At 42.0% G+C, this 20,138-nt stretch carries 11 protein-coding genes and 2 pseudogenes; 2 read left to right on the forward strand and 11 right to left on the reverse strand.

All coding sequences use genetic code 11. From position 1 onward, the window contains the following. Positions 1-15: 15 nt before the first annotated feature. The 10 genes and pseudogenes from pepC to rpsL all read right to left on the reverse strand — a co-directional run bounded on the left by pepC (position 16) and on the right by rpsL (position 12,716). On the reverse strand, positions 16-1,350 hold the full coding sequence (pepC, locus tag HT711_RS04820; protein WP_173234410.1) for an aminopeptidase C: 1,335 nt from the start codon (positions 1,348-1,350) through the stop codon (positions 16-18). A gap of 111 nt (positions 1,351-1,461) precedes the next feature. Next, positions 1,462-2,184, reverse strand: coding sequence for a pseudouridine synthase (locus HT711_RS04825; RefSeq protein ID WP_173234408.1), 723 nt, complete (start codon positions 2,182-2,184; stop codon positions 1,462-1,464). Positions 2,185-2,496: 312 nt separating this feature from the next. Continuing rightward, positions 2,497-2,727 carry a GlsB/YeaQ/YmgE family stress response membrane protein gene (locus tag HT711_RS04830; protein WP_000901572.1) on the reverse strand — a complete coding sequence of 77 codons (231 nt, stop codon included), beginning with the start codon at positions 2,725-2,727 and terminating at the stop codon, positions 2,497-2,499. A 9-nt stretch (positions 2,728-2,736) separates the two neighbouring features. Next, complete coding sequence (locus HT711_RS04835) at positions 2,737-3,978, reverse strand: aminopeptidase (RefSeq protein ID WP_173234406.1); 1,242 nt, start codon at positions 3,976-3,978, stop codon at positions 2,737-2,739. Positions 3,979-4,174: 196 nt separating this feature from the next. After that, positions 4,175-4,454, reverse strand: a pseudogene (locus HT711_RS04840) (type II toxin-antitoxin system YafQ family toxin). Further along, on the reverse strand, positions 4,447-4,710 hold the full coding sequence (locus HT711_RS04845) for a type II toxin-antitoxin system RelB/DinJ family antitoxin (protein ID WP_023396570.1): 264 nt from the start codon (positions 4,708-4,710) through the stop codon (positions 4,447-4,449). The pseudogene HT711_RS04840 and the gene HT711_RS04845 overlap by 8 nt, the downstream one beginning before the upstream one ends. A gap of 101 nt (positions 4,711-4,811) precedes the next feature. Beyond that, on the reverse strand, positions 4,812-9,203 hold the full coding sequence (locus HT711_RS04850; RefSeq protein ID WP_173234404.1) for a PolC-type DNA polymerase III: 4,392 nt from the start codon (positions 9,201-9,203) through the stop codon (positions 4,812-4,814). Positions 9,204-9,306: 103 nt separating this feature from the next. Further along, positions 9,307-11,388, reverse strand: coding sequence for an elongation factor G (fusA, locus tag HT711_RS04855; protein WP_000090348.1), 2,082 nt, complete (start codon positions 11,386-11,388; stop codon positions 9,307-9,309). 424 nt (positions 11,389-11,812) lie between these two features. Continuing rightward, positions 11,813-12,283 (reverse strand): 30S ribosomal protein S7, encoded by a 471-nt coding sequence (gene rpsG, locus HT711_RS04860; protein WP_000087873.1) that lies wholly within the window; start codon positions 12,281-12,283, stop codon positions 11,813-11,815. A 19-nt stretch (positions 12,284-12,302) separates the two neighbouring features. Beyond that, positions 12,303-12,716, reverse strand: a complete 414-nt coding sequence (gene rpsL, locus HT711_RS04865) for a 30S ribosomal protein S12 (protein ID WP_001142332.1) — start codon at positions 12,714-12,716, stop codon at positions 12,303-12,305. A 266-nt stretch (positions 12,717-12,982) separates the two neighbouring features. Between rpsL and HT711_RS04870 the strand changes: the two are divergent. Next, positions 12,983-13,143: pseudogene (locus tag HT711_RS04870) on the forward strand (helix-turn-helix domain-containing protein); the annotation flags it as partial. Positions 13,144-13,400: 257 nt separating this feature from the next. Here the strand turns inward: HT711_RS04870 and HT711_RS04875 are convergent. Beyond that, the gene (locus HT711_RS04875) at positions 13,401-15,398 is read right to left on the reverse strand and encodes a thiol-activated cytolysin family protein (protein WP_173234402.1); all 1,998 of its coding nucleotides are present in this window, start codon (positions 15,396-15,398) and stop codon (positions 13,401-13,403) included. Between the two features lie 474 nt (positions 15,399-15,872). Here HT711_RS04875 and HT711_RS04880 point away from each other — a divergent pair, with 474 nt between their 5' ends. Further along, on the forward strand, positions 15,873-19,997 hold the full coding sequence (locus HT711_RS04880; protein ID WP_240148984.1) for a pullulanase: 4,125 nt from the start codon (positions 15,873-15,875) through the stop codon (positions 19,995-19,997). Positions 19,998-20,138 lie beyond the last annotated feature (141 nt).

The following is a 20,138-nucleotide window of genomic DNA, read 5'->3' on the forward strand; positions in this document are numbered from 1 at the left end:
CTTTTTTCTATGTTTTTATTCTGCCAAGGCTCCCATTGGATCCCATGGTGCAAGCACAATTGGTTCTGCTTCATAAGCAACTTGTTCTTCTGCTGTCAGCAATTCTTTGCGAACAACGATTTGGTAAGTGTATTCGTCCATCCAAGCGTCTGAGGCAACAAAGTAACCATCTGTACCAACCTTGTCTCCCCATGAGTTTTCAACCTTCCACTTGGTTGACTTGCCATTTTCATCCAAGTCAACACCTGTCAAGACCATAGCGTGGGTCATTAAGCTTTCGCTGTAGTCCAAACGTCCAGCCTTGTCTTGAGTGAGTTTAATGTCCATGCTTGATTCAAAGTCATAAACATCTGTCGCAAGAATTCCAGCTTTGCGGTTGCTGAGCTGACCGACATCTGAACCAAACCAAACAGTCTCACCTGCTTGCATTTGAGCAATTGCCAACTCTTTCAAGCGCTCCATAGGAACGTTGATATAACGAACCGCACGGCTACCAACCACATTTCCTAACATCTCAACTGTATAAGATTTGCCGTAAGGCTTGTCAGCAGTTGGTGCGTTGATAACAGAAACATAGTCTTCTAGCGGAAGATTGACATATTTCTTGTAAAATTCTTGTGGTGTGATACATTTTTCGCTTTGGTAGTTGTTATCCTTATCGCGATAAGCAAAGTCAAATTTACGTGGTGGAAGTCCTAAAGACATAGCAAGAAAGTTAAAGATTTCTTGCAAGAGGTCTTCTTTCTTAGCTTGAACAGTCGCTTGATCAGCACCTGAAGCTAATAGATCACGCAAAATTTGAGCATCTTGGCGAAGCAATTTGTTAAGAATTGCATTTAGCTCACGGCTGCTACTAGATGAAACAGACTCAGGGTAAACTGACTTAGGCACGACACCGTATTTCTCAAAGAGAGAAACGACCATATCCCATTGACCGCCATCTTGTTGTGGTGTTTGAAGTAGGAAGCTAACCTTACGGCTCGTCAAGCCTTGGTCTGCAGTCTCAATGACTTGCTCCAAGAACCAGTTTGATTTCTCATACTTGTCCCAGAAGAATGTGTGGGCCTGTGATAACTCAAAATTTTCTAGTTTGTATTGTGAGATAAGCTTGTGGCGGAAGGTGTTGAGAGCCGCAAACATCCAGCAACGACCAGAAGCCTTCTGGTTTGTTACCTTGTCCTTGGTCAAATCCAATGAGAAAACAGGTGTGTTGTCTACATGGCTTTGGCGACGTTCTAGGGCTGCAAAAATTCCATTGTGACTAGCAGCATTTTCAATCGCTTGGTATTTTACATTTGCTTCATAATTGGCAAATAGTTTATCAGTAAATGATTCTTGAATCGCGTTCATAGATTCCTCCTTTTATTCTACAGTCTATTATAACTCTTTTCACAAAGTAAGCAACTGAAAAACATAAAAGGCAAGGACATTCTTCCTCACCTTTTTCGAATATAAACCAAATTAAGCAATACTAGCAAGAAGATTTTCCAATTCCTCCTTGGTCAAGCGACGCCATTCTCCTCGTTCTAAGTTCTCATCCAATACTAGATTTCCCATAGTCAAACGTTGCAAGTCTACTACTTCCTTGCCACAGTAGACCACCATACGCTTGACCTGATGAAACTTCCCTTCTGCAATAGTCACACGGATTTGGCTTTGATTCTTTTCTGTATCTATGGAAACAAGCTCCAGTCTAGCGGGTTGACAGGTAAAGTCTTTGAGCGGAATACCCTCAGCAAATGTCTCCACATCTTCTTGGGTCATGATTCCCTTGACTTGTGCCAGATAAGTCTTGTCCACATGACGCTTAGGTGAAAGAAGAGCATGGGCAAGCTTGCCGTCATTGGTCAAGAGCAAAAGACCATGCGTGTCAATATCCAAGCGTCCTACTGGGAAAACTTCCTTACTCCGCGCCAAGTCATCCAACAAGTCCAGAACGGTTCTGTGCTTGGGATCCTCAGTCGCTGAGATAACTCCTTTGGGCTTGTTCATCATGTAGTAGACAAACTCTTCATACTCCAACACTTGCCCATCAAAGCGAATCTCATCTATTTTTTCATCAATCTGCAATTTAGCTGATTTTTCTTTTTTACCATTTACAGTCACGCGCCCAGCCTTGAGCAAGTTTTTGACCTCAGTCCGACTTCCCACCGCACAGGCAACTAAAAATTTATCTAATCTCATAGAACTATTATATCATATCAAAAGGAGGCTGGTACAATGACCAACCTCCTTTTCGTTTCATACTCTTCAAAAATCTCTTCAAACCGCGTCAACGTCGCCTTGCCGTATATATGTTACTGACTTCGTCAGTTCTATCTGCAACCTCAAAACAGTGTTTTTAGCTGACTTCGTCAGTTCTATCTGCAACCTCAAAACAGTGTTTTTAGCTGACTTCGTCAGTTCTATCTACAACCTCAAAGCAGTGCTTTGAGCAGCCTGCGGCTAGTTTCCTAGTTTGCTCTTTGATTTTCATTGAGTATCAGATTTAAGAAATTAACTTCCTCGTCTCCAAAAAATCGCTAAGACAATCATGGAACCTAGTACTGCCGGAATAATGGCAGTTCCTGCTATTATCGGTCCCCAAGTCCCAAAAAGCAAGTGGCCTATAAAGGCACCAATCCAGCCTAGGAACATTTTTCCAAAACATCCCATTCGCTCTCCACGATTGGTCAGAGTACCTGCTAAAAATCCCACTAGGAGACCAACGAACATACTTCCTAACATATTATCTCCTTAACTTGCCCAATCTCCGTTACGGAAGAGTGGTACACGTGTCCCATCCTCACGAATACCATCGATATCCATTTGGTTAGAACCAATCATAAAGTCTACGTGAACATCTGAACGGTTGAGACCTGCAGCTTCAAGTTCTTCTTCGCTCATCTCTGCTCCCCCAACAACGCTGGTCGCATAGGCTGCACCGATAGCCAAGTGATTTGACGCATTCTCATCGAAAAGGGTATTAAAGAAGGTAATGCCTGACTGAGAAATTGGACTTGGATCTGGTACCAAGGCACATTCACCCAAGGCACGCGCACCCGCATTTTCAAAGACAAGGTCTTTCATGACTTGATCGCCTTTTTCTGCAGTGATGTCAACGATTTGTCCATCCTTAAAGGTTACCTTAATACCTTCGATGATATTTCCGTTATAGCTAAGCGGTTTTGTAGAAGTGACATAACCATCTGCGCGACGGAAATCAGGCGCTGTGAAAACTTCCTCTGTCGGCATATTTGGCAAGAATCCTTCTCCCTGTGCATTGATAGCCCCAGCTGATTCCCAAACGTGGTTCTTCGGCAAACCAAGTGTCAAATCTGTCCCTGGCGCTGTGTAGTGAAGGGCTGAAAATTGTTCTTTATTAAGCATATCTGCCTTGCTCTTGAGAATAGCTGCATGCTCTTCCCAAGCCTTAACAGGATCTTCTTCATAAACACGGCAAGTTTTGAAAATTTGGTCCCAAAGGAGATCGACTGCTTCTTCGTCGCTCGCAGCATTTGGAAAGACTTTCTTAGCCCACTCAAGTCCAGCAGCGGCTGCTACAGTCCAGCTAACCTTGTTGGATTGCGTTGCGATGCGCATTGGCTTCATGGCAAGTCCCATAGCTTTAGCAGAAGCTGAAAGCTTGTCAGCATCCACACCGTTCAAAGCACCTGGATCAGATGAACGAACTCCGAGACGGCTAGCCTTGTTCTCCAAAAGATAGTTCATCTCAGCAATCTTGTATTCTGGCACATTGTCCAGACGCTCCATCGGAGCATAGAGGAATTTCTCACGGTTAATGACATCATCTGTCCACTGAACAATAACCTCATGCGCACCCAAGGCATAAGCTTCTTTGACGATTAAGTGAGCCAACTCACGTTGCTCCACATCGATAGAGAGAGCCAAAGTGTGACCAGGTTGCACGTTAATTCCGTTCGCAACCAATAATTTCGCATATTTTTCTAGATTTTCTTTGAAATTTGGTAAAACCATTCTGTTTTTCCTTTTCTATTTGTTTATTTTTCTTTCAAAGCAGAAAATAATCCTGCTAAAGCAATGGCACCTGACAAAAGTGCTATTGATAGAAGAATTGTCTGATCAGCAAGTTCTAATTGATATTCAAATACTTTCTCAGCTGGCCTATCTTCCGCAAAAATTCTTAGTTTTTTCCTGAACCCCTTAAAATAGATTAAAATAAATCACTATGACTGCCTGTCCGCAGCAAATTTAAAAGCAATTCTTCCTTGTCTACTTTATAAACCAAAAGCCAATCCGGCTGGATATGGCATTCACGAACTCCTTGAAAATGCTTAGATGCCGTTAATTGATGATCACGATATCTAGCAGGAAGTTCTTTTTTCTTGAACAAGAAAATTTAAAACTTCTTCTAATAATTCTGCCCTAAAACCACGCTTCATAGCCAACTTAAAATCTTTTTTAAACTGTTTATGATAACGAATCTTAAGCACGCAAGTCCTTCATCAAGTCTGAGACTGATTCAAAGGATGGGCTCATATTACGATTTTGGTCTAAATCCGTTAACACTTGGAGCAACTTCCAATTTTCGTCTAGTCTAACATCAAAAGGTAATCCCTGATATTGAATAGCCTGACGAAGAAAAATATTGATAGCTGTTGTCATATCCATTCCCAGGTTATTAAACACCTGTTGGGCCTGCTCCTTAACCTCACTATCCAGACGGATACTCATACTCGTCTTTGACATACTCTCACCCTCTTTCTATAGACTATTTTAACAAAAAAGAAGGCTAATGTAAATCTATTGGATATACATTAGCCTCTTTGGATAGATGATTAAACAATTTTTTAAAACAACTCATCAAACAAACTCAACTGGTTATCCTCTGGCATATTGCCGAGAATCCCCATTTCATCCATCTTCTCAACCAAAGTTGATGAGAGTCCACCGCGTTTGCGTAGTTCTGTTTTAGAGAGGAATTCTCCCTCTTCACGCGCTCGCACCAACTGCTTAGCAACGTTCTCTCCCAGACCATCCATTGCTACAAATGGCGGAATGAGGGTATCCCCATCGATAAGGAACTCTGTCGCCTGACTACGGTAGAGATCGAGTTTGCCAAACTTGAAACCACGTTCCCACATCTCATTTACAATCTCAAGAGTTGTATAGAGATCGATTTCCACATTAGAGGCCTCATTGTTCTTCCGTTTTTCAGAGATTTCTTCCATTCTGCGTTTGATGGCATCCAAGCCCGCACCCATAGTCTTGATATCAAAAGCCTTAGCACGGATTGAGAAGTAAGCACAGTAATAATAAATGGGATGGTGAACCTTGAAGTAAGCTACACGCAAGGCCATCATAACGTAGGCTGCCGCATGGGCTTTAGGGAACATGTACTTAATTTTCCCACAGGACTCGATATACCACTCTGGCACCTTATTAGCCTTCATGGCTTCGATGTAGCCATTACGTTCCTCTTCTGAAATCTTGAGCCACAAGCCCTTACGTACCCGTTCCATGATAGTAAAGGCCATCTTAGGTTCAAGACCCGCATGCATGAGGTAAACCATGATGTCGTCCCGACAACCGATAACAGTCGATAGATCCGCTATTCCTTGCTTGATCAAATCTTGGGCATTTCCCAACCAAACGTCGGTACCGTGGGACAAACCAGACAGCTGAAGCAACTCCGCAAAAGTCGTCGGATGCGTCTCATCTACCATCCCACGTACAAAGTTGGTTCCAAATTCTGGAATCCCCAGCATACCTGTCGGCGTTCCGATTTGTTCAGGAGTCACACCTAGCACATCAGTCCCAGAAAAGAGGGCCATCACACCTTCATCATCCATAGGAATTTCATTAGGATCAATCCCTGACAAATCCTGCAGTTTCCGAATCATGGTCGGATCATCATGTCCCAGTACATCGAGTTTGAGGACGTTCTCGTCTATATCATGGAAGTTAAAGTGAGTGGTCTGCCATTCAGCCGTCACGTCATCCGCTGGATACTGAACAGGCGTGAAATCATAGACATCCATGTAGTTCGGAATAACAACGATTCCCCCCGGGTGTTGGCCTGTCGTTCGTTTGACACCAGCAGCTCCCTGGGCTAAACGTTCCACCTCTGCATCACGATAAAACTTGCCATAATCTCTCTCATAGCCCTTGACAAATCCATAAGCGGTCTTGGCAGCTACTGTACCAACTGTTCCTGCACGGAATGCATATTCCTCACCAAAAATATCACGTACATCCAAGTGGGCGCTAGGCTGATCTTCTCCCGAGAAGTTCAAGTCAATATCGGGAACCTTGTCCCCATCAAAACCAAGGAAGGTCTCGAAAGGAATATCCTGTCCGTTTTTGCTGAGATTATGACCACATTTAGGACAGTCCTTATTGGGCATATCAAAACCTGAACCATAAGAACCATCTGTGATAAACTCACTGTACTGACACTGACCACAGACATAGTGTGGAGAGAGAGGATTAACCTCTGTAATCCCAATCATGGTCGCAACGAAACTGGACCCAACAGACCCACGAGAACCAACCAAGTAGCCCCGTTCATTGGAACGTTGTACCAGCATCTGCGAAGCCAGATAAATCACAGCAAATCCATTCCCCAGAATAGAGGTTAGTTCTTTTTCAATCCGCAAATCAACAATATCTGGCAGCGGGTTTCCATAAATCTCAAAAGCTTTCTTATAGGTCAACTCAGCAACTGTTTCTTCAGCCTTGTCGATGAAAGGAGTGTATAAGTCACCCTTAACAACCTCAACGGGTTCAAAGATTTCTGCCAAGGCATTGGTGTTTTCAATAACCAATTTCCGAGCTAATTCCTCTCCCAAGAAGGCAAATTCATCCAACATCTCATTGGTCGTTCTAAAATGAGCCTTTGGAAGTGGTGCCGGTTGGGCATGTTCTCCATGACCGATAGTTCGGTTAATCATCGCCCCCTGGCCTAGACTACGGACGATAATTTCACGATAAATCTCTTCTTCCGGTTCGATATAATGGACATTTCCCGTAGCCAGAACGGGCTTACCAAGACGGTCTCCAACTTCTATCAAACTTTTGATAATGGTCTGGAGTTCTTCCATATCCTTGACCTGCTCCTTGGCAATCAAGGGAGCATAGATAGCTGGTGGCATGACCTCGATAAAGTCATAATACTTGGCCACCTCAACCGCCGCATCCACACCTTGGGAAACGACTGCATCAAAAACTTCACCTTCAGAGCAAGCTGAACCTAAAATCAAACCTTCCCGATGAGCATCTAGAACTGTTCTCGGAATTCGTGGCACCCCTTCAAAGTACTTGGTATTGGATAAAGAAACCAGCTTAAAGATATTTTTTAGCCCTACTTGATTCTTGACATAAATGGTCGCATGTTTAATCCGAGCTTTTTTATAAGAATCTAGACTAATCAAATCAATGTTGAGTCTAGCTAGATCGGTCACACCATGTTTTTCTGCAACCTCTTTGATAAAGATGAAGAGCAGGCGACCTGTAGCTTCCGCATCGTAGTTGGCCATGTGATGGTGTTCCAGTGCCACACCGAAACGCTTAGTCAAAGGGCCCAAACCATGACGTTTATACTCAGGGTAGAGATTTCTAGCAAATTCTAGAGTATCGATTACTGGCTGGCTAATCTTAGGCAGACCATGGCGCTCATAGTTGGCATTCATAAATCCAACGTCAAAGGTAGCATTGTGGGCAACTAGGACCGTATCCTTGCAAAACTCTTGAAATTCTTGCAGAACTTGTTCCAGTGGTTTGGCATTTTTGACATGATCATCTGTAATTCCAGTCAACTCAGTAGTAAAAGCTGACAAAGGATGTCCAGGATTGATAAATTCATCAAATTCAGCAATGACATTCCCCTTGTACATCTTAGAAGCCGCAACCTGAATCAAGTCATTATAGATGGCTGAAAGGCCTGTCGTTTCCACGTCAAAGACCACGTAGGTCGCTTCCGACAAGTTCATCTCCACTTCGTTATAAACGATAGGAACACGGTCCTCCACGATATTGGCTTCCATACCATAGATCAGCTGGATTCCCGCTTTCTTAGCCGCCTTATAGCCATGTGGGAAGGACTGAACATTTCCATGGTCTGTGATGGCAACCGCCTTGTGTCCCCACTTAGCAGCTGTCGCAACGATTTCTTCTACCTCTGGTAGAGCATCCATGGTCGACATATTAGTATGAGCATGAAACTCAACCCGTCGTTCTCCTTCTGGCATTAAATCCTTCCGCTCATAGTGAACAACTTCCTGCACGTCTTGCACGTTCATAGTCAAATCGCGTGTGAAGTTATTCATCTCCACATTCCCACGAACACGGAGCCAAGAATTTTTCTTGATGAGATCAAATTTCTGAGCCTCTTCCTCATTCTTAACCCACTTTTGCATCGAAAAACTTGAAGTGTAGTCCGTCATTTTAAAGTTGATCAAAACACGCCCTGTTCTGGTCACTTTTTGCTCCACATCAAAAACAACCCCTTCAAAGACCAAACGATTTTCCTCCGTCGTCACTTCAATCATAGGAGTAATCTCTGCCTTATCCAGCTTCGGTTTAGCTGCAGCTTTTTTAGCTTGAAAATCAAAGGATGGTTTCTCTTCCGCTGGAGGAGGTGCCATCTGTTCTAGTTGTTCCATAGCACGGAGCGCTTCCTCATTGGCCGCTTGAACAATCTGCTCATTTTCAGCATGAAATGCTTCTTCCTGCTCTTGAGTCAGCACATCATTCTTCTCGACTTGACAATTAAAAGTTGGAAAACCAAATTTTTCAAGTTGTTTGGCTAAATTAGGAAGATGATTTTTCTTAAAGTGTTCCTTATCAATCGCCTCAGAGCCTTCAATAAAGAGCTGATTGCCCTCCGCACGAACTTGCAAATTTTGATAAAGGGACTTAAAACCTTGACTAGCACATGGCCCCTCAGAAAAAGCCTCTCTATAATAGGCCTGCAAGAGTTGATTTGAAAATTCTTGAGACAGAGCCTTGATTTCGAAAACAGCTTTATTGCCTGTCTTAGAAAATTCTTCGCTCAAACCTCTCTTTAATTCTAAAAAGATTTCAATCGGTAAAATATTAGAAAATACGAAATGAAACTCCCATACCTTACTAATTTTATGAACCACAACTCGCTCAATATCAGCCTGTGATAAAACAGGAGCCTGTCTCATTTCAGCAGGCATCCCCAGTTGATTCATCAAAATTTCAAAACTATTTGACATTCATTTTCCTCACATTATTCTCCTACTATTTTACCATATTTAGAGGTATTTTCTAAAGACAAAAGGAAGCCACTAAGTGACTTCCTTCTAAAGTGAGGACAGATTAGTCTTCACCTTTGTTTTTCTTAATGATTTCTTCTTGTACTGACTTAGGTACATCTTCGTAGTGGTCAAATACCATCATGAATGTACCACGTCCTTGAGATGCAGAACGAAGAACTGTTGCGTAACCGAACATTTCAGCAAGTGGAACGTAAGCACGAACGATTTGGCTGTTACCATGTGCTTCCATACCATCTACACGTCCACGACGAGCAGTTACGTGCCCCATAACATCACCAAGGTTTTCTTCTGGAACAGTGATTGTTACAAGCATCATTGGCTCAAGGATAGCTGGTTGTGCTGATTTAGCAGCTTCTTTAAGGGCAAGTGAAGCCGCGATCTTGAAGGCAGTTTCAGATGAGTCGACATCGTGGTATGAACCATCGTAAAGTTTAGCTTTAACGTCAACCATTGGGTAACCTGCAAGAACACCGTTAGCCATAGATTCTACCAAACCTTTTTCAACCGCTGGGATAAATTCGCGAGGAACCACACCACCGACGATTGCATTTTCAAATTCGAATCCTTTACCTTCTTCGTTTGGAGTAAATTCAATCCATACATCACCGAATTGACCTTTACCACCAGACTGACGTTTGAAGAATCCACGTGCTTGAGTAGAAGCGCGGAATGTTTCACGGTAAGATACTTGAGGAGCACCTACGTTCGCTTCAACTTTGAACTCACGACGCATACGGTCAACAAGGACATCAAGGTGAAGCTCACCCATACCAGAGATAACCGTTTCACCAGTTTCAACGTTTGTTTCAACGCGGAATGTTGGATCTTCTTCAGCCAATTTTTGAAGGGCGATACCCATCTTGTCTTGGTCAGCTTTAGATTTTGGCTCAACCATCAATTGGATAACTGGTTCTGGAACGTTGATTGACTCAAGGATGATTTTAGCTTTTTCATCTGTCAATGAGTCACCAGTTGTAGTATCTTTCAAACCAACGGCAGCAGCGATATCACCTGAGTAAACAGTGTCAATTTCTTGACGGCTGTTGGCGTGCATTTGAAGGATACGTCCGATACGTTCACGTTTACCTTTAGAAGTGTTCAATACGTACGAACCTGATTGAAGAACACCAGAGTAAACACGGAAGAATGTCAAACGACCTACAAATGGGTCAGTCATGATCTTGAAGGCAAGAGCTGCAAATGGCTCTTCGTCAGATGCTGGACGAGTTTCTTCTTCGTCTGTATCTGGGTTAATACCCTTGATTGCTGGGATGTCAAGTGGGCTTGGAAGGTAGTCGATAACCGCATCAAGCATCAATTGAACACCTTTGTTCTTGAAGGCAGAACCACACAATACTGGGAAGAATTCAACGTTGATAGTCGCTTTACGGATACCAGCTTTCAATTCTTCGTTAGTGATTTCTTCACCTTCGAGGTATTTCATCATCAATTCTTCGTCAGTTTCAGCAACTGCTTCGATCAATTTTTCACGGTATTCTTGAGCTTGGTCAAGGTATTCAGCTGGGATGTCTTCTTCAAGGATATCTGTACCAAGGTCGTTAGTATAGATTTCAGCTTTCATCTTGATCAAGTCGATGATACCACGGAAGTCATCTTCAGAACCGATTGGCAATTGGATTGGGTGTGCATTTGCTTGAAGACGATCGTGAAGTGTGCTTACAGAGTAAAGGAAGTCAGCACCGATTTTGTCCATTTTGTTGGCAAATACGATACGTGGAACTCCATACTCAGTTGCTTGACGCCAAACTGTTTCAGTTTGAGGCTCAACACCTGATTGTGAGTCAAGAACGGTAACCGCACCATCCAATACACGAAGAGAACGTTGTACTTCGATTGTGAAGTCCACGTGTCCTGGTGTGTCGATGATGTTTACGCGGTGGTTGTTCCATTGAGCTGTTGTCGCAGCAGATGTGATAGTGATACCACGCTCTTGCTCTTGCTCCATCCAGTCCATTTGTGACGCACCTTCGTGAGTTTCACCGATTTTGTGGATTTTACCAGTGTAGTAAAGAATACGCTCAGTAGTTGTTGTTTTACCAGCATCGACGTGAGCCATGATACCGATATTACGAGTTTTTTCAAGTGAAAATTCGCGTGCCATGAGGTTTGTTTCTCCTATTTATTTTTGATTTCTATTCTATTATAACACGATTTTAATAAAAACGGATAGGCAGGACCTACCCGTTCTCAATGTTTTCATGCTATTGTTGGTTTCAACTTACGAGATGGTAAGTTGAGTTATAGCTAATACTAATCGATTTAGCTAATTTGAACCCGGGCTAAAGTTAATTAGCCGATTTGAGCCGGAACGGGATGCTGTGTGAAAAAGATAAACTTCCTTGTATTCGTCGAATACTGCGTCAGTTTCCTATTTTCACCTTGTATCCTTACCGTTCCTAGCATCATGATATAGTTGAGCTCAAGCTAAAAGTCTGGAGAAAAAGATGAATCTCATTGGTTGCAATCGCAACCTGCTTCGATTCCCTATTTTCTCTGGGACTTTCTTAACGCTTTCGCATCCTATCTTACCAACGGAAGTGTGCGAATGCACGGTTAGCTTCAGCCATACGGTGAGTGTCTTCACGTTTCTTAACAGCTGCACCAGTGTTGTTAGCAGCATCCAAGATTTCTTTTGCAAGACGGTCTTGCATTGTGTGTTCACCACGAAGACGAGCGATTGTTACCAACCAACGAAGTCCAAGTGTTGTACGACGTTCTGGACGAACTTCAACTGGGACTTGGTAGTTAGAACCACCAACACGACGTGCACGTACTTCAAGTACAGGCATGATGTTTTCCATAGCTGTTTCAAATACTTCAAGTGCATCGTTTCCAGTAGCTTCTTTGATTTGCTCAAAGGCACCGTAAACGATTGAAGCAGCTGTACCACGTTTACCATCAAGCATAACGCGGTTGATAAGACGAGTAACTAGTTGTGAATTGTAAAGCGGATCTGGCAATACGTCACGTTTTGGAGCTCTATTTTTACGACTCATTTCTCTTTATCCCCTTTCCTTATGCTTTTGGACGTTTAGTACCGTATTTAGAACGGCCTTGTTTACGATCGTTAACACCTGCAGTATCAAGTGCACCACGGACGATATGGTAACGTACCCCTGGAAGGTCTTTTACACGTCCACCACGAAGAAGAACCACGCTGTGCTCTTGCAAGTTGTGTCCGATACCTGGGATGTAGGCAGTAACTTCGATAAGGTTGCTCAAACGTACACGAGCGAATTTACGAAGGGCTGAGTTAGGTTTTTTAGGTGTCATTGTTCCAACACGAGTTGCAACACCACGTTTTTGTGGTGAAGAAACGTTTGTTTGAACTTTTTTATGACTGTTGTAACCAACGTTCAAAGCTGGTGATTTAGATTTTTCTACTTTTGATTTACGCGGTTTGCGAACCAATTGGTTAATTGTAGGCATCTACATTCTCCTGTGTTTTTTTATTTTTGGTGATGATACACTTGGTGACAGCTATCATCTGTGTGTACTTTTGCAACATTTGTCAGCACGTCCCTGTACACTCTTGAGAGACCAAAAGTAAAAAGTACCGTCTATTATTGTAACAAAATTTTCCCTTGCTTGTCAAGATATTTTTCTTTTTTATTGTTAATTTCGTAACTTCTCAAAGTAACTTCCACTTGCCTGACCGAAGTGGAAATTAGTCTAAAACGGATTTTTATGGTGGAATTAAGTGTGAGACTTTCCGTTCCATCATTGAGAAGATGGGAAAAGACCCGTCAACGATTTCAAAAGAAATCAAGCGCAATCGTATCATGCATCCAACATCCGTCAAATCTGATTGCACGGATTGCCCACTTCTCAAAAAGCTCCTTATGTCTGTAACAACGCGTTTTTCTCATACTAAAAGCTAGGTTGTGGAAAACTGGAAGTTGGTTTTATATTGAATTGAAATAAGACATGAACAAATCTATTGGGAAAGTCAACTTAATTTCTAGAAATGTTTTAATAGCAACAACGTACTATTCTAGTTTCAATCTGCTATAGAAGTTACCCTTTTCATTCTCTCAAAAGTCAATCATAAAAGAGGAGAAATCGAAGTTCCTCCTCTTCACTGTTTACTATCGAATCAAGTAAATCAAATCGTTACTCATTCACAATTTTTTCATCAACTTTAGGGTTTAGAGTTGTTCCCCAATGTGTAATTGTACGCTGTTGTACTAGTGGTAAGTCTGTGCGGTTGTAAACTGTACGCCATGGTTCCCATACAAGACCCGTCTTTTCTTGAACCTTGATACGAAGATTACGGACATTTCCTTTAAATTGAATCTCTGTTTGGAAGCCTGAAGTTCTGTTTTTTCCGTTATCTTCCCATTGACGTGAACGGATTTCTGGATTTCCTTGTTCATCATATGTAATTTCATCCCAATAGATGTAGTAACGCGCAACATAAGCACCCTTATGATGAAGTTTCAAGAAGCCATTTTTGTAAGAAGTAACCTTCGTTTCGATATAGTCTGTACTATTTTGTAAAGTTGCTTGGGCATTATCTTTTAGGAAGGCAGTCTTATATGAGATTGGCACAGCTGGACTTTGAGCGCTAAAGTTAGCTCCTTCTCTGATGAGTTCCTTCAAGTTTTCGACTGTTCCTGTGACAACTTTGGCGGCACCGCTAGCATTACCTCCTACAATTACCGCTGTTACAGAAGTATTCTTCAATAGACGGCTCCATTCAGAATTTGGAGCAATTGTTGCGCCTTTGATAACCGCATTGATAGCTGCTTTTAATTCAGTAGACTTACTTGTTGACTCAAACTTAACATAGATTTGACGTCCGTAAGAAACATTTGATACATATACAGGTGGAGTTTGTGAATCAACACCTCTTTGTTTTAAATCTTCAGGTGTCACACTCTTGTCAAATACAGCCGCTGGATTGGTCGGTGCATCAAATGTCGCTGTATAGTAGATTTGTTTAAAGTTTACAACTTCAATTTGCTTTTCACCCTTTTGCACAGCCTCAAAGTCAATCTTGAGCGGTGCACCTGCTTTTTCAAAGTCTGCACCAAATTTTGCTTTCAATTGGTTCATGCTATAGGCTGTAGTCGATTCATACTGAACACGGGCAGGAACAGAATGGCTAGATGAATAGTTCTTTGTCCATTTTTCAACCAAGGTATTCATTGCTTCTTGCATGCCACTAGTTGTAGGATTTGCTTCGATTTTATTTTCAGAATGAATCATCCCAGGTAAATCGACGCTGACTGTCCCCTTTGCACGGGCAAGACTAATCAATTCTGGCTGATTTTCTAGCAGATTTTGGTTTGCCTTATACAAGCCACCTAGGAAGACATTTTGATTTCCATTGATGGAAACATCTGCTGTGCCTGTAGAGAGGGTTTTCTTGATTTTTTCTACAACGACAAACTCTCCATTTTGTTCCTTAGCACTTGTGTTGTAGCGATTTTCTAAGGTTTCTCCCTTGCGAGTTAAAATATCCAAAGGATTATAAGTTAAGCCAAAAAGGTAGTCTTTCAATGCTGATTTTTGATCTACTGCTGGCGCAGTTCTATCCTGTCCAACTTGAGTTGTTGCTGAACGGAATACTTCCACTTCTGCCAAGCTCAATGGGGTATTTTTAGTTTTCAACTCCACTTTTACATAACGAGCGCCTTTGGCGGTGAAGAAAACTTCAAGTTCTGCCTTCCCATTCAAACTATCAAAGTGTTGACGAGCAACTTCTTGTTTTGCTTCATTTAACAAAACAACATCAAAATTAGAAAGACGATTAGCTACATTCCCATCTCCACGATTGTAAAGTTTAACTTTTCCAACATTCTCTGTTTTTCCAAGATCAACTTGCCACCAAGCATTGTCTTCAAAGTTTGTGTGCGTTACAGAATGGTGCCCATAGTCACTATCAACATTACCATCCACTGCTCGTGTAGCAGCTCCTCCATAAGCAGTAGAGCTTTGACTAGCTTGTTTTCCACGAGCGATGTTTTCTGTCTCAACTGGACGATTCCCTTGCTCTGTAGCCAAAGCTACTCCCTGAGCGTTCAATAAAAAGGCCGCAACAACAGCACTACACACACCGAGTCCACACTTTTTGACAAAGCGATGCAAACGTTTTTCTTGATTCATTCCTTATTCCTCCGTTTTTAAATGAATACGTTTTCCTATTTGTCTATAGTCTATCAAATTTCAAGTAAAAGTCAAGCACAAACCAGCAAAAAAGTCAAGAAAATAAGAAGAAAACGTTTGCTGAATTTTTCTGATATTTTCTTTAGATTTCCAGTAAATACTATAGTTTGGAAACTAGATAAAACTTGAGAAGCGCTAGCTTTTTCTCTTCCTATTTACAGTTTCGCTAGATGAACTTTTTAAAGAAATATTAGAGATCAATTTCTGAATAAAAATAGCTGGGAACACATCATCTTCCTAATAATACGGCTTTGCTTATGTGACATTTTTATCTCCGTCATTTATACTGATATATAAAATAGTACAGAAAACTTCTCAAAAGTAAGAATTTCTTTGACAAACTAAAGAAAACGCTTGCATATTGTTTTACTACATGCTATACTGATATAGAAATTTATTGATTGGAGAATCATTATGAGAAAAACACCAGCTCAAACTGAGAAAAAAATGGTCTACAGCATCCGTTCCCTCAAAAATGGAACTGGTTCTGTCCTTATCGGAGCAAGTCTTGTCCTACTTGCCATGGCCACACCAACTATCTCAGCCGACGAAAGTACACCAACCACTAACGCAAGTAATAGTGAAACTACTACTGCCCTTACTCAATCTCTTACTGATGCAACAAACATCGCTGGCAAGAACGAAAGCGATTTTTCTTCACCTGACAATGCAAACGCTTCCCTAGAGAAAAAAGAAGAAAAACCTGCAACAGAGCCAACCACTCCTGTTGCAATCCCAGTCGATTCAGCACCACAAACCGGGCAAGATCGTTCAAGTGAACCAACTACTTCTACGAGTCCAGTAACGACTGAAACTAAGGCAGAAGAGCCAATCGAAGACAACTACTTCCGTATCCATGTCAAAAAACTTCCTGAAGAAAACAAGGATGCTCAAGGACTATGGACTTGGGACGATGTTGAAAAACCATCTGAAAACTGGCCAAACGGAGCCCTGTCTTTTAAGGATGCTAAAAAAGACGACTACGGCTACTACCTAGATGTTAAATTAAAGGGAGAACAAGCCAAGAAGATTAGCTTCCTCATCAATAATACAGCTGGAAAAAATCTAACCGGCGATAAATCGGTCGAAAAACTAGTTCCAAAAATGAACGAGGCTTGGTTGGACCAAGATTACAAGGTTTTCTCTTACGAGCCACAACCTGCAGGAACTGTTCGCGTCAACTATTACCGCACTGACGGCAACTATGACAAGAAATCTCTCTGGTACTGGGGAGATGTGAAAAATCCAAGTAGCGCTCAATGGCCTGACGGAACAGACTTTACGGCTACAGGCAAATATGGCCGCTATATCGACATTCCTCTTAAGGATGCCGCCAAAGAATTCGGCTTTTTATTACTAGATGAGAGTAAACAAGGAGACGACGTGAAGATCCGTAAAGAAGATTATAAGTTCACAGATTTGAAAAATCATAGCCAAATTTTCCTAAAAGACGATGATGAATCAATTTACACAAATCCATACTATGTCCATGATATCCGTATGACAGGAGCCCAACACGTAGGCACTTCTAGCATTGAAAGTAGTTTTTCAACACTAGTCGGTGCCAAAAAAGAGGATATCCTCAAGCACTCCAACATCACTAATCACCTAGGAAACAAGGTAACTATCACCGATGTTGCAATCGATGAAGCTGGTAAGAAAGTGACTTACAGCGGAGATTTCTCAGATACAAAACATCCATATACTGTTAGCTACAATTCCGACCACTTCACTACCAAAACAAGCTGGCGCCTTAAAGATGAGACTTACAGCTATGATGGCAAACTTGGAGCTGACTTAAAAGAAGAAGGAAAACAAGTTGATTTGACTCTTTGGTCACCAAGTGCTGATAAGGTTTCTGTTGTTGTCTACGACAAGAATGACCCTGAAAAAGTGGTTGGAACTGTCGCTCTTGAAAAAGGGGAAAGAGGAACTTGGAAACAAACTCTAGATAGCACAAACAAATTAGGAATCACGGATTTCACTGGATACTATTATCAATACCAAATTGAGCGTCAAGGTAAAACTGTTCTTGCACTCGATCCTTACGCTAAGTCCCTCGCTGCTTGGAACAGCGATCTTGCAAAAACAGACGCTTCCCATAAAGTGGCTAAAGCTGCCTTTGTAGATCCAGCTAAACTAGGACCTCAAGACTTGACTTATGGTAAGATTCACAACTTCAAGACTCGTGAAGATGCCGTTATCTACGAAGCTCATGTGCGTGACTTCACTTCAGATCCTGCCATTGCAAAAGACTTGACCAAACCATTTGGTACCTTTGAAGCCTTTATTGAAAAACTAGACTATCTCAAAGACTTGGGGGTAACCCACATCCAGCTCCTTCCAGTCTTGTCTTACTACTTTGTCAATGAATTGAAAAACCATGAACGCTTGTCTGACTATGCTTCAAGCAACAGCAACTACAACTGGGGATATGATCCTCAAAACTACTTCTCATTGACTGGTATGTATTCAAGCGATCCTAAAAATCCAGAAAAACGAATCGCAGAGTTTAAAAACCTCATCAACGAAATCCACAAACGTGGCATGGGAGCTATCCTGGACGTAGTGTATAACCATACAGCCAAAGTCGATCTCTTTGAAGACCTAGAGCCAAACTACTACCACTTTATGGATGCTGACGGAACACCTCGAACTAGCTTTGGTGGTGGACGTTTGGGGACAACTCACCATATGACCAAACGGCTCCTAGTTGATTCTATCAAATACCTAGTCGATACCTACAAAGTAGATGGATTCCGCTTCGATATGATGGGAGACCATGATGCGGCTTCTATCGAAGAAGCTTATAAGGCTGCACGCGCCCTCAATCCAAATCTCATCATGCTGGGTGAAGGTTGGAGAACCTATGCCGGTGATGAAAACATGCCTACTAAAGCAGCTGACCAAGATTGGATGAAACATACCGATACTGTCGCTGTCTTCTCAGATGACATCCGTAACAACCTCAAGTCTGGTTATCCAAATGAAGGTCAACCTGCCTTTATCACAGGTGGCAAGCGTGATGTCAACACTGTCTTCAAAAATCTCATTGCTCAGCCAACCAACTTTGAAGCAGACAATCCTGGAGATGTCATCCAATACATCGCAGCCCATGATAACTTGACCCTCTTTGACATCATTGCCCAGTCTATCAAAAAAGACCCAAGCAAGGCTGAGAACTATGCTGAAATCCACCGTCGTTTGCGACTTGGAAATCTCATGGTCTTGACAGCTCAAGGAACTCCATTTATCCACTCTGGTCAGGAATATGGTCGCACCAAACAATTCCGTGACCCAGCCTACAAGACTCCAGTAGCAGAGGACAAACAACCAAACAAATCTCACTTGTTGCGTGATAAGGACGGCAACCCATTTGACTATCCTTACTTCATCCATGATTCTTACGATTCTAGCGATGCAGTCAACAAGTTTGACTGGACTAAGGCTACAGATAGTAAAGCTTATCCTGAAAATGTCAAGAGCCGTAACTATATGAAAGGTTTGATTGCCCTTCGTCAATCTACAGATGCCTTCCGACTTAAGAGTCTCCAAGATATCAAAGACCGTGTCCACCTCATCACTGTCCCAGGTCAAAATGGTGTGGAAAAAGAGGATGTAGTGATTGGCTACCAAATTACTGCTCCAAACGGTGATATCTACGCAGTCTTTGTCAATGCGGATGAAAAAGCTCGCGAATTTAATTTGGGAACTGCCTTTGCCCATCTAAGAAATGCTGAAGTTTTGGCAGATGAAAACCAAGCAGGACCAGTAGGAATTGCCAACCCTCAAGGGCTTAAATGGACTGAAAAAGGTTTGAAATTGAATGCCCTTACAGCTACTGTTCTTCGAGTCTCTCAAGGTGGTGCCATCGTTGCCCCAGCTGTGGAAGAAAAACCAGACTCAAGCCCTTCCAAGCCTGAACATCAAAATGAAGCTTCTCACCCTGCACATCAAGATCCAGCTCCACAAACTAAACCTGATTCTACTAAACCATCTGCAACAGTAGCCGATGCAGAAAACAAACCTAGCCAAGCTACAACTGATTCACAAGCTTCACAACCACATAAAGACAATAATACTCAATCACTTCCAGCTACTTCTACACAAGCTATTGTAACTTCCTACACCCCAGCTTATACAAATAAGAAACCGGAAACTCCAAATCAGGCAACTAAAGCTAGTTGGAAACAAGAAAATGGTATCTGGTATCTCCATAAAGCAGATGGTTCTCTAGCTACTGGTTGGGTGAAAGATGGAGATACTTGGTATTATCTAAAAGATGATGGCTCTATGGTAACTGGTTGGGTAAAAGATGGCAATGTTTGGTACTTCCTAAATAGTAACGGTTCTATGTCAACCGGTTGGGTTAAGGATGGAGATACTTGGTACTATCTTGAGCCATCAGGAGCTATGAAAGAAAATCAATGGTTTGAAGTTTCTGGCAAATGGTACTATGTTGATTCATCAGGTAAACTTGCAGTTAATACAAGAGTTGAAGGCTATTTGGTCAATGAAAACGGTGAATGGGTTAGCTAAAACTGCTACTGTATAACCTTTGCTTAGCTAGATATAACTAGATATAACTAAGCACAACGATAACAAACTTCTGTTTGCAGGAATTAGTCTCCTCGCCCTTCTAGGTCTCGCTTTACTAAAAAACAAAAAAGAGAACTAAAA

The organism is Streptococcus sp. 1032, assembly GCF_013277015.1.
GTDB lineage: Bacteria > Bacillota > Bacilli > Lactobacillales > Streptococcaceae > Streptococcus.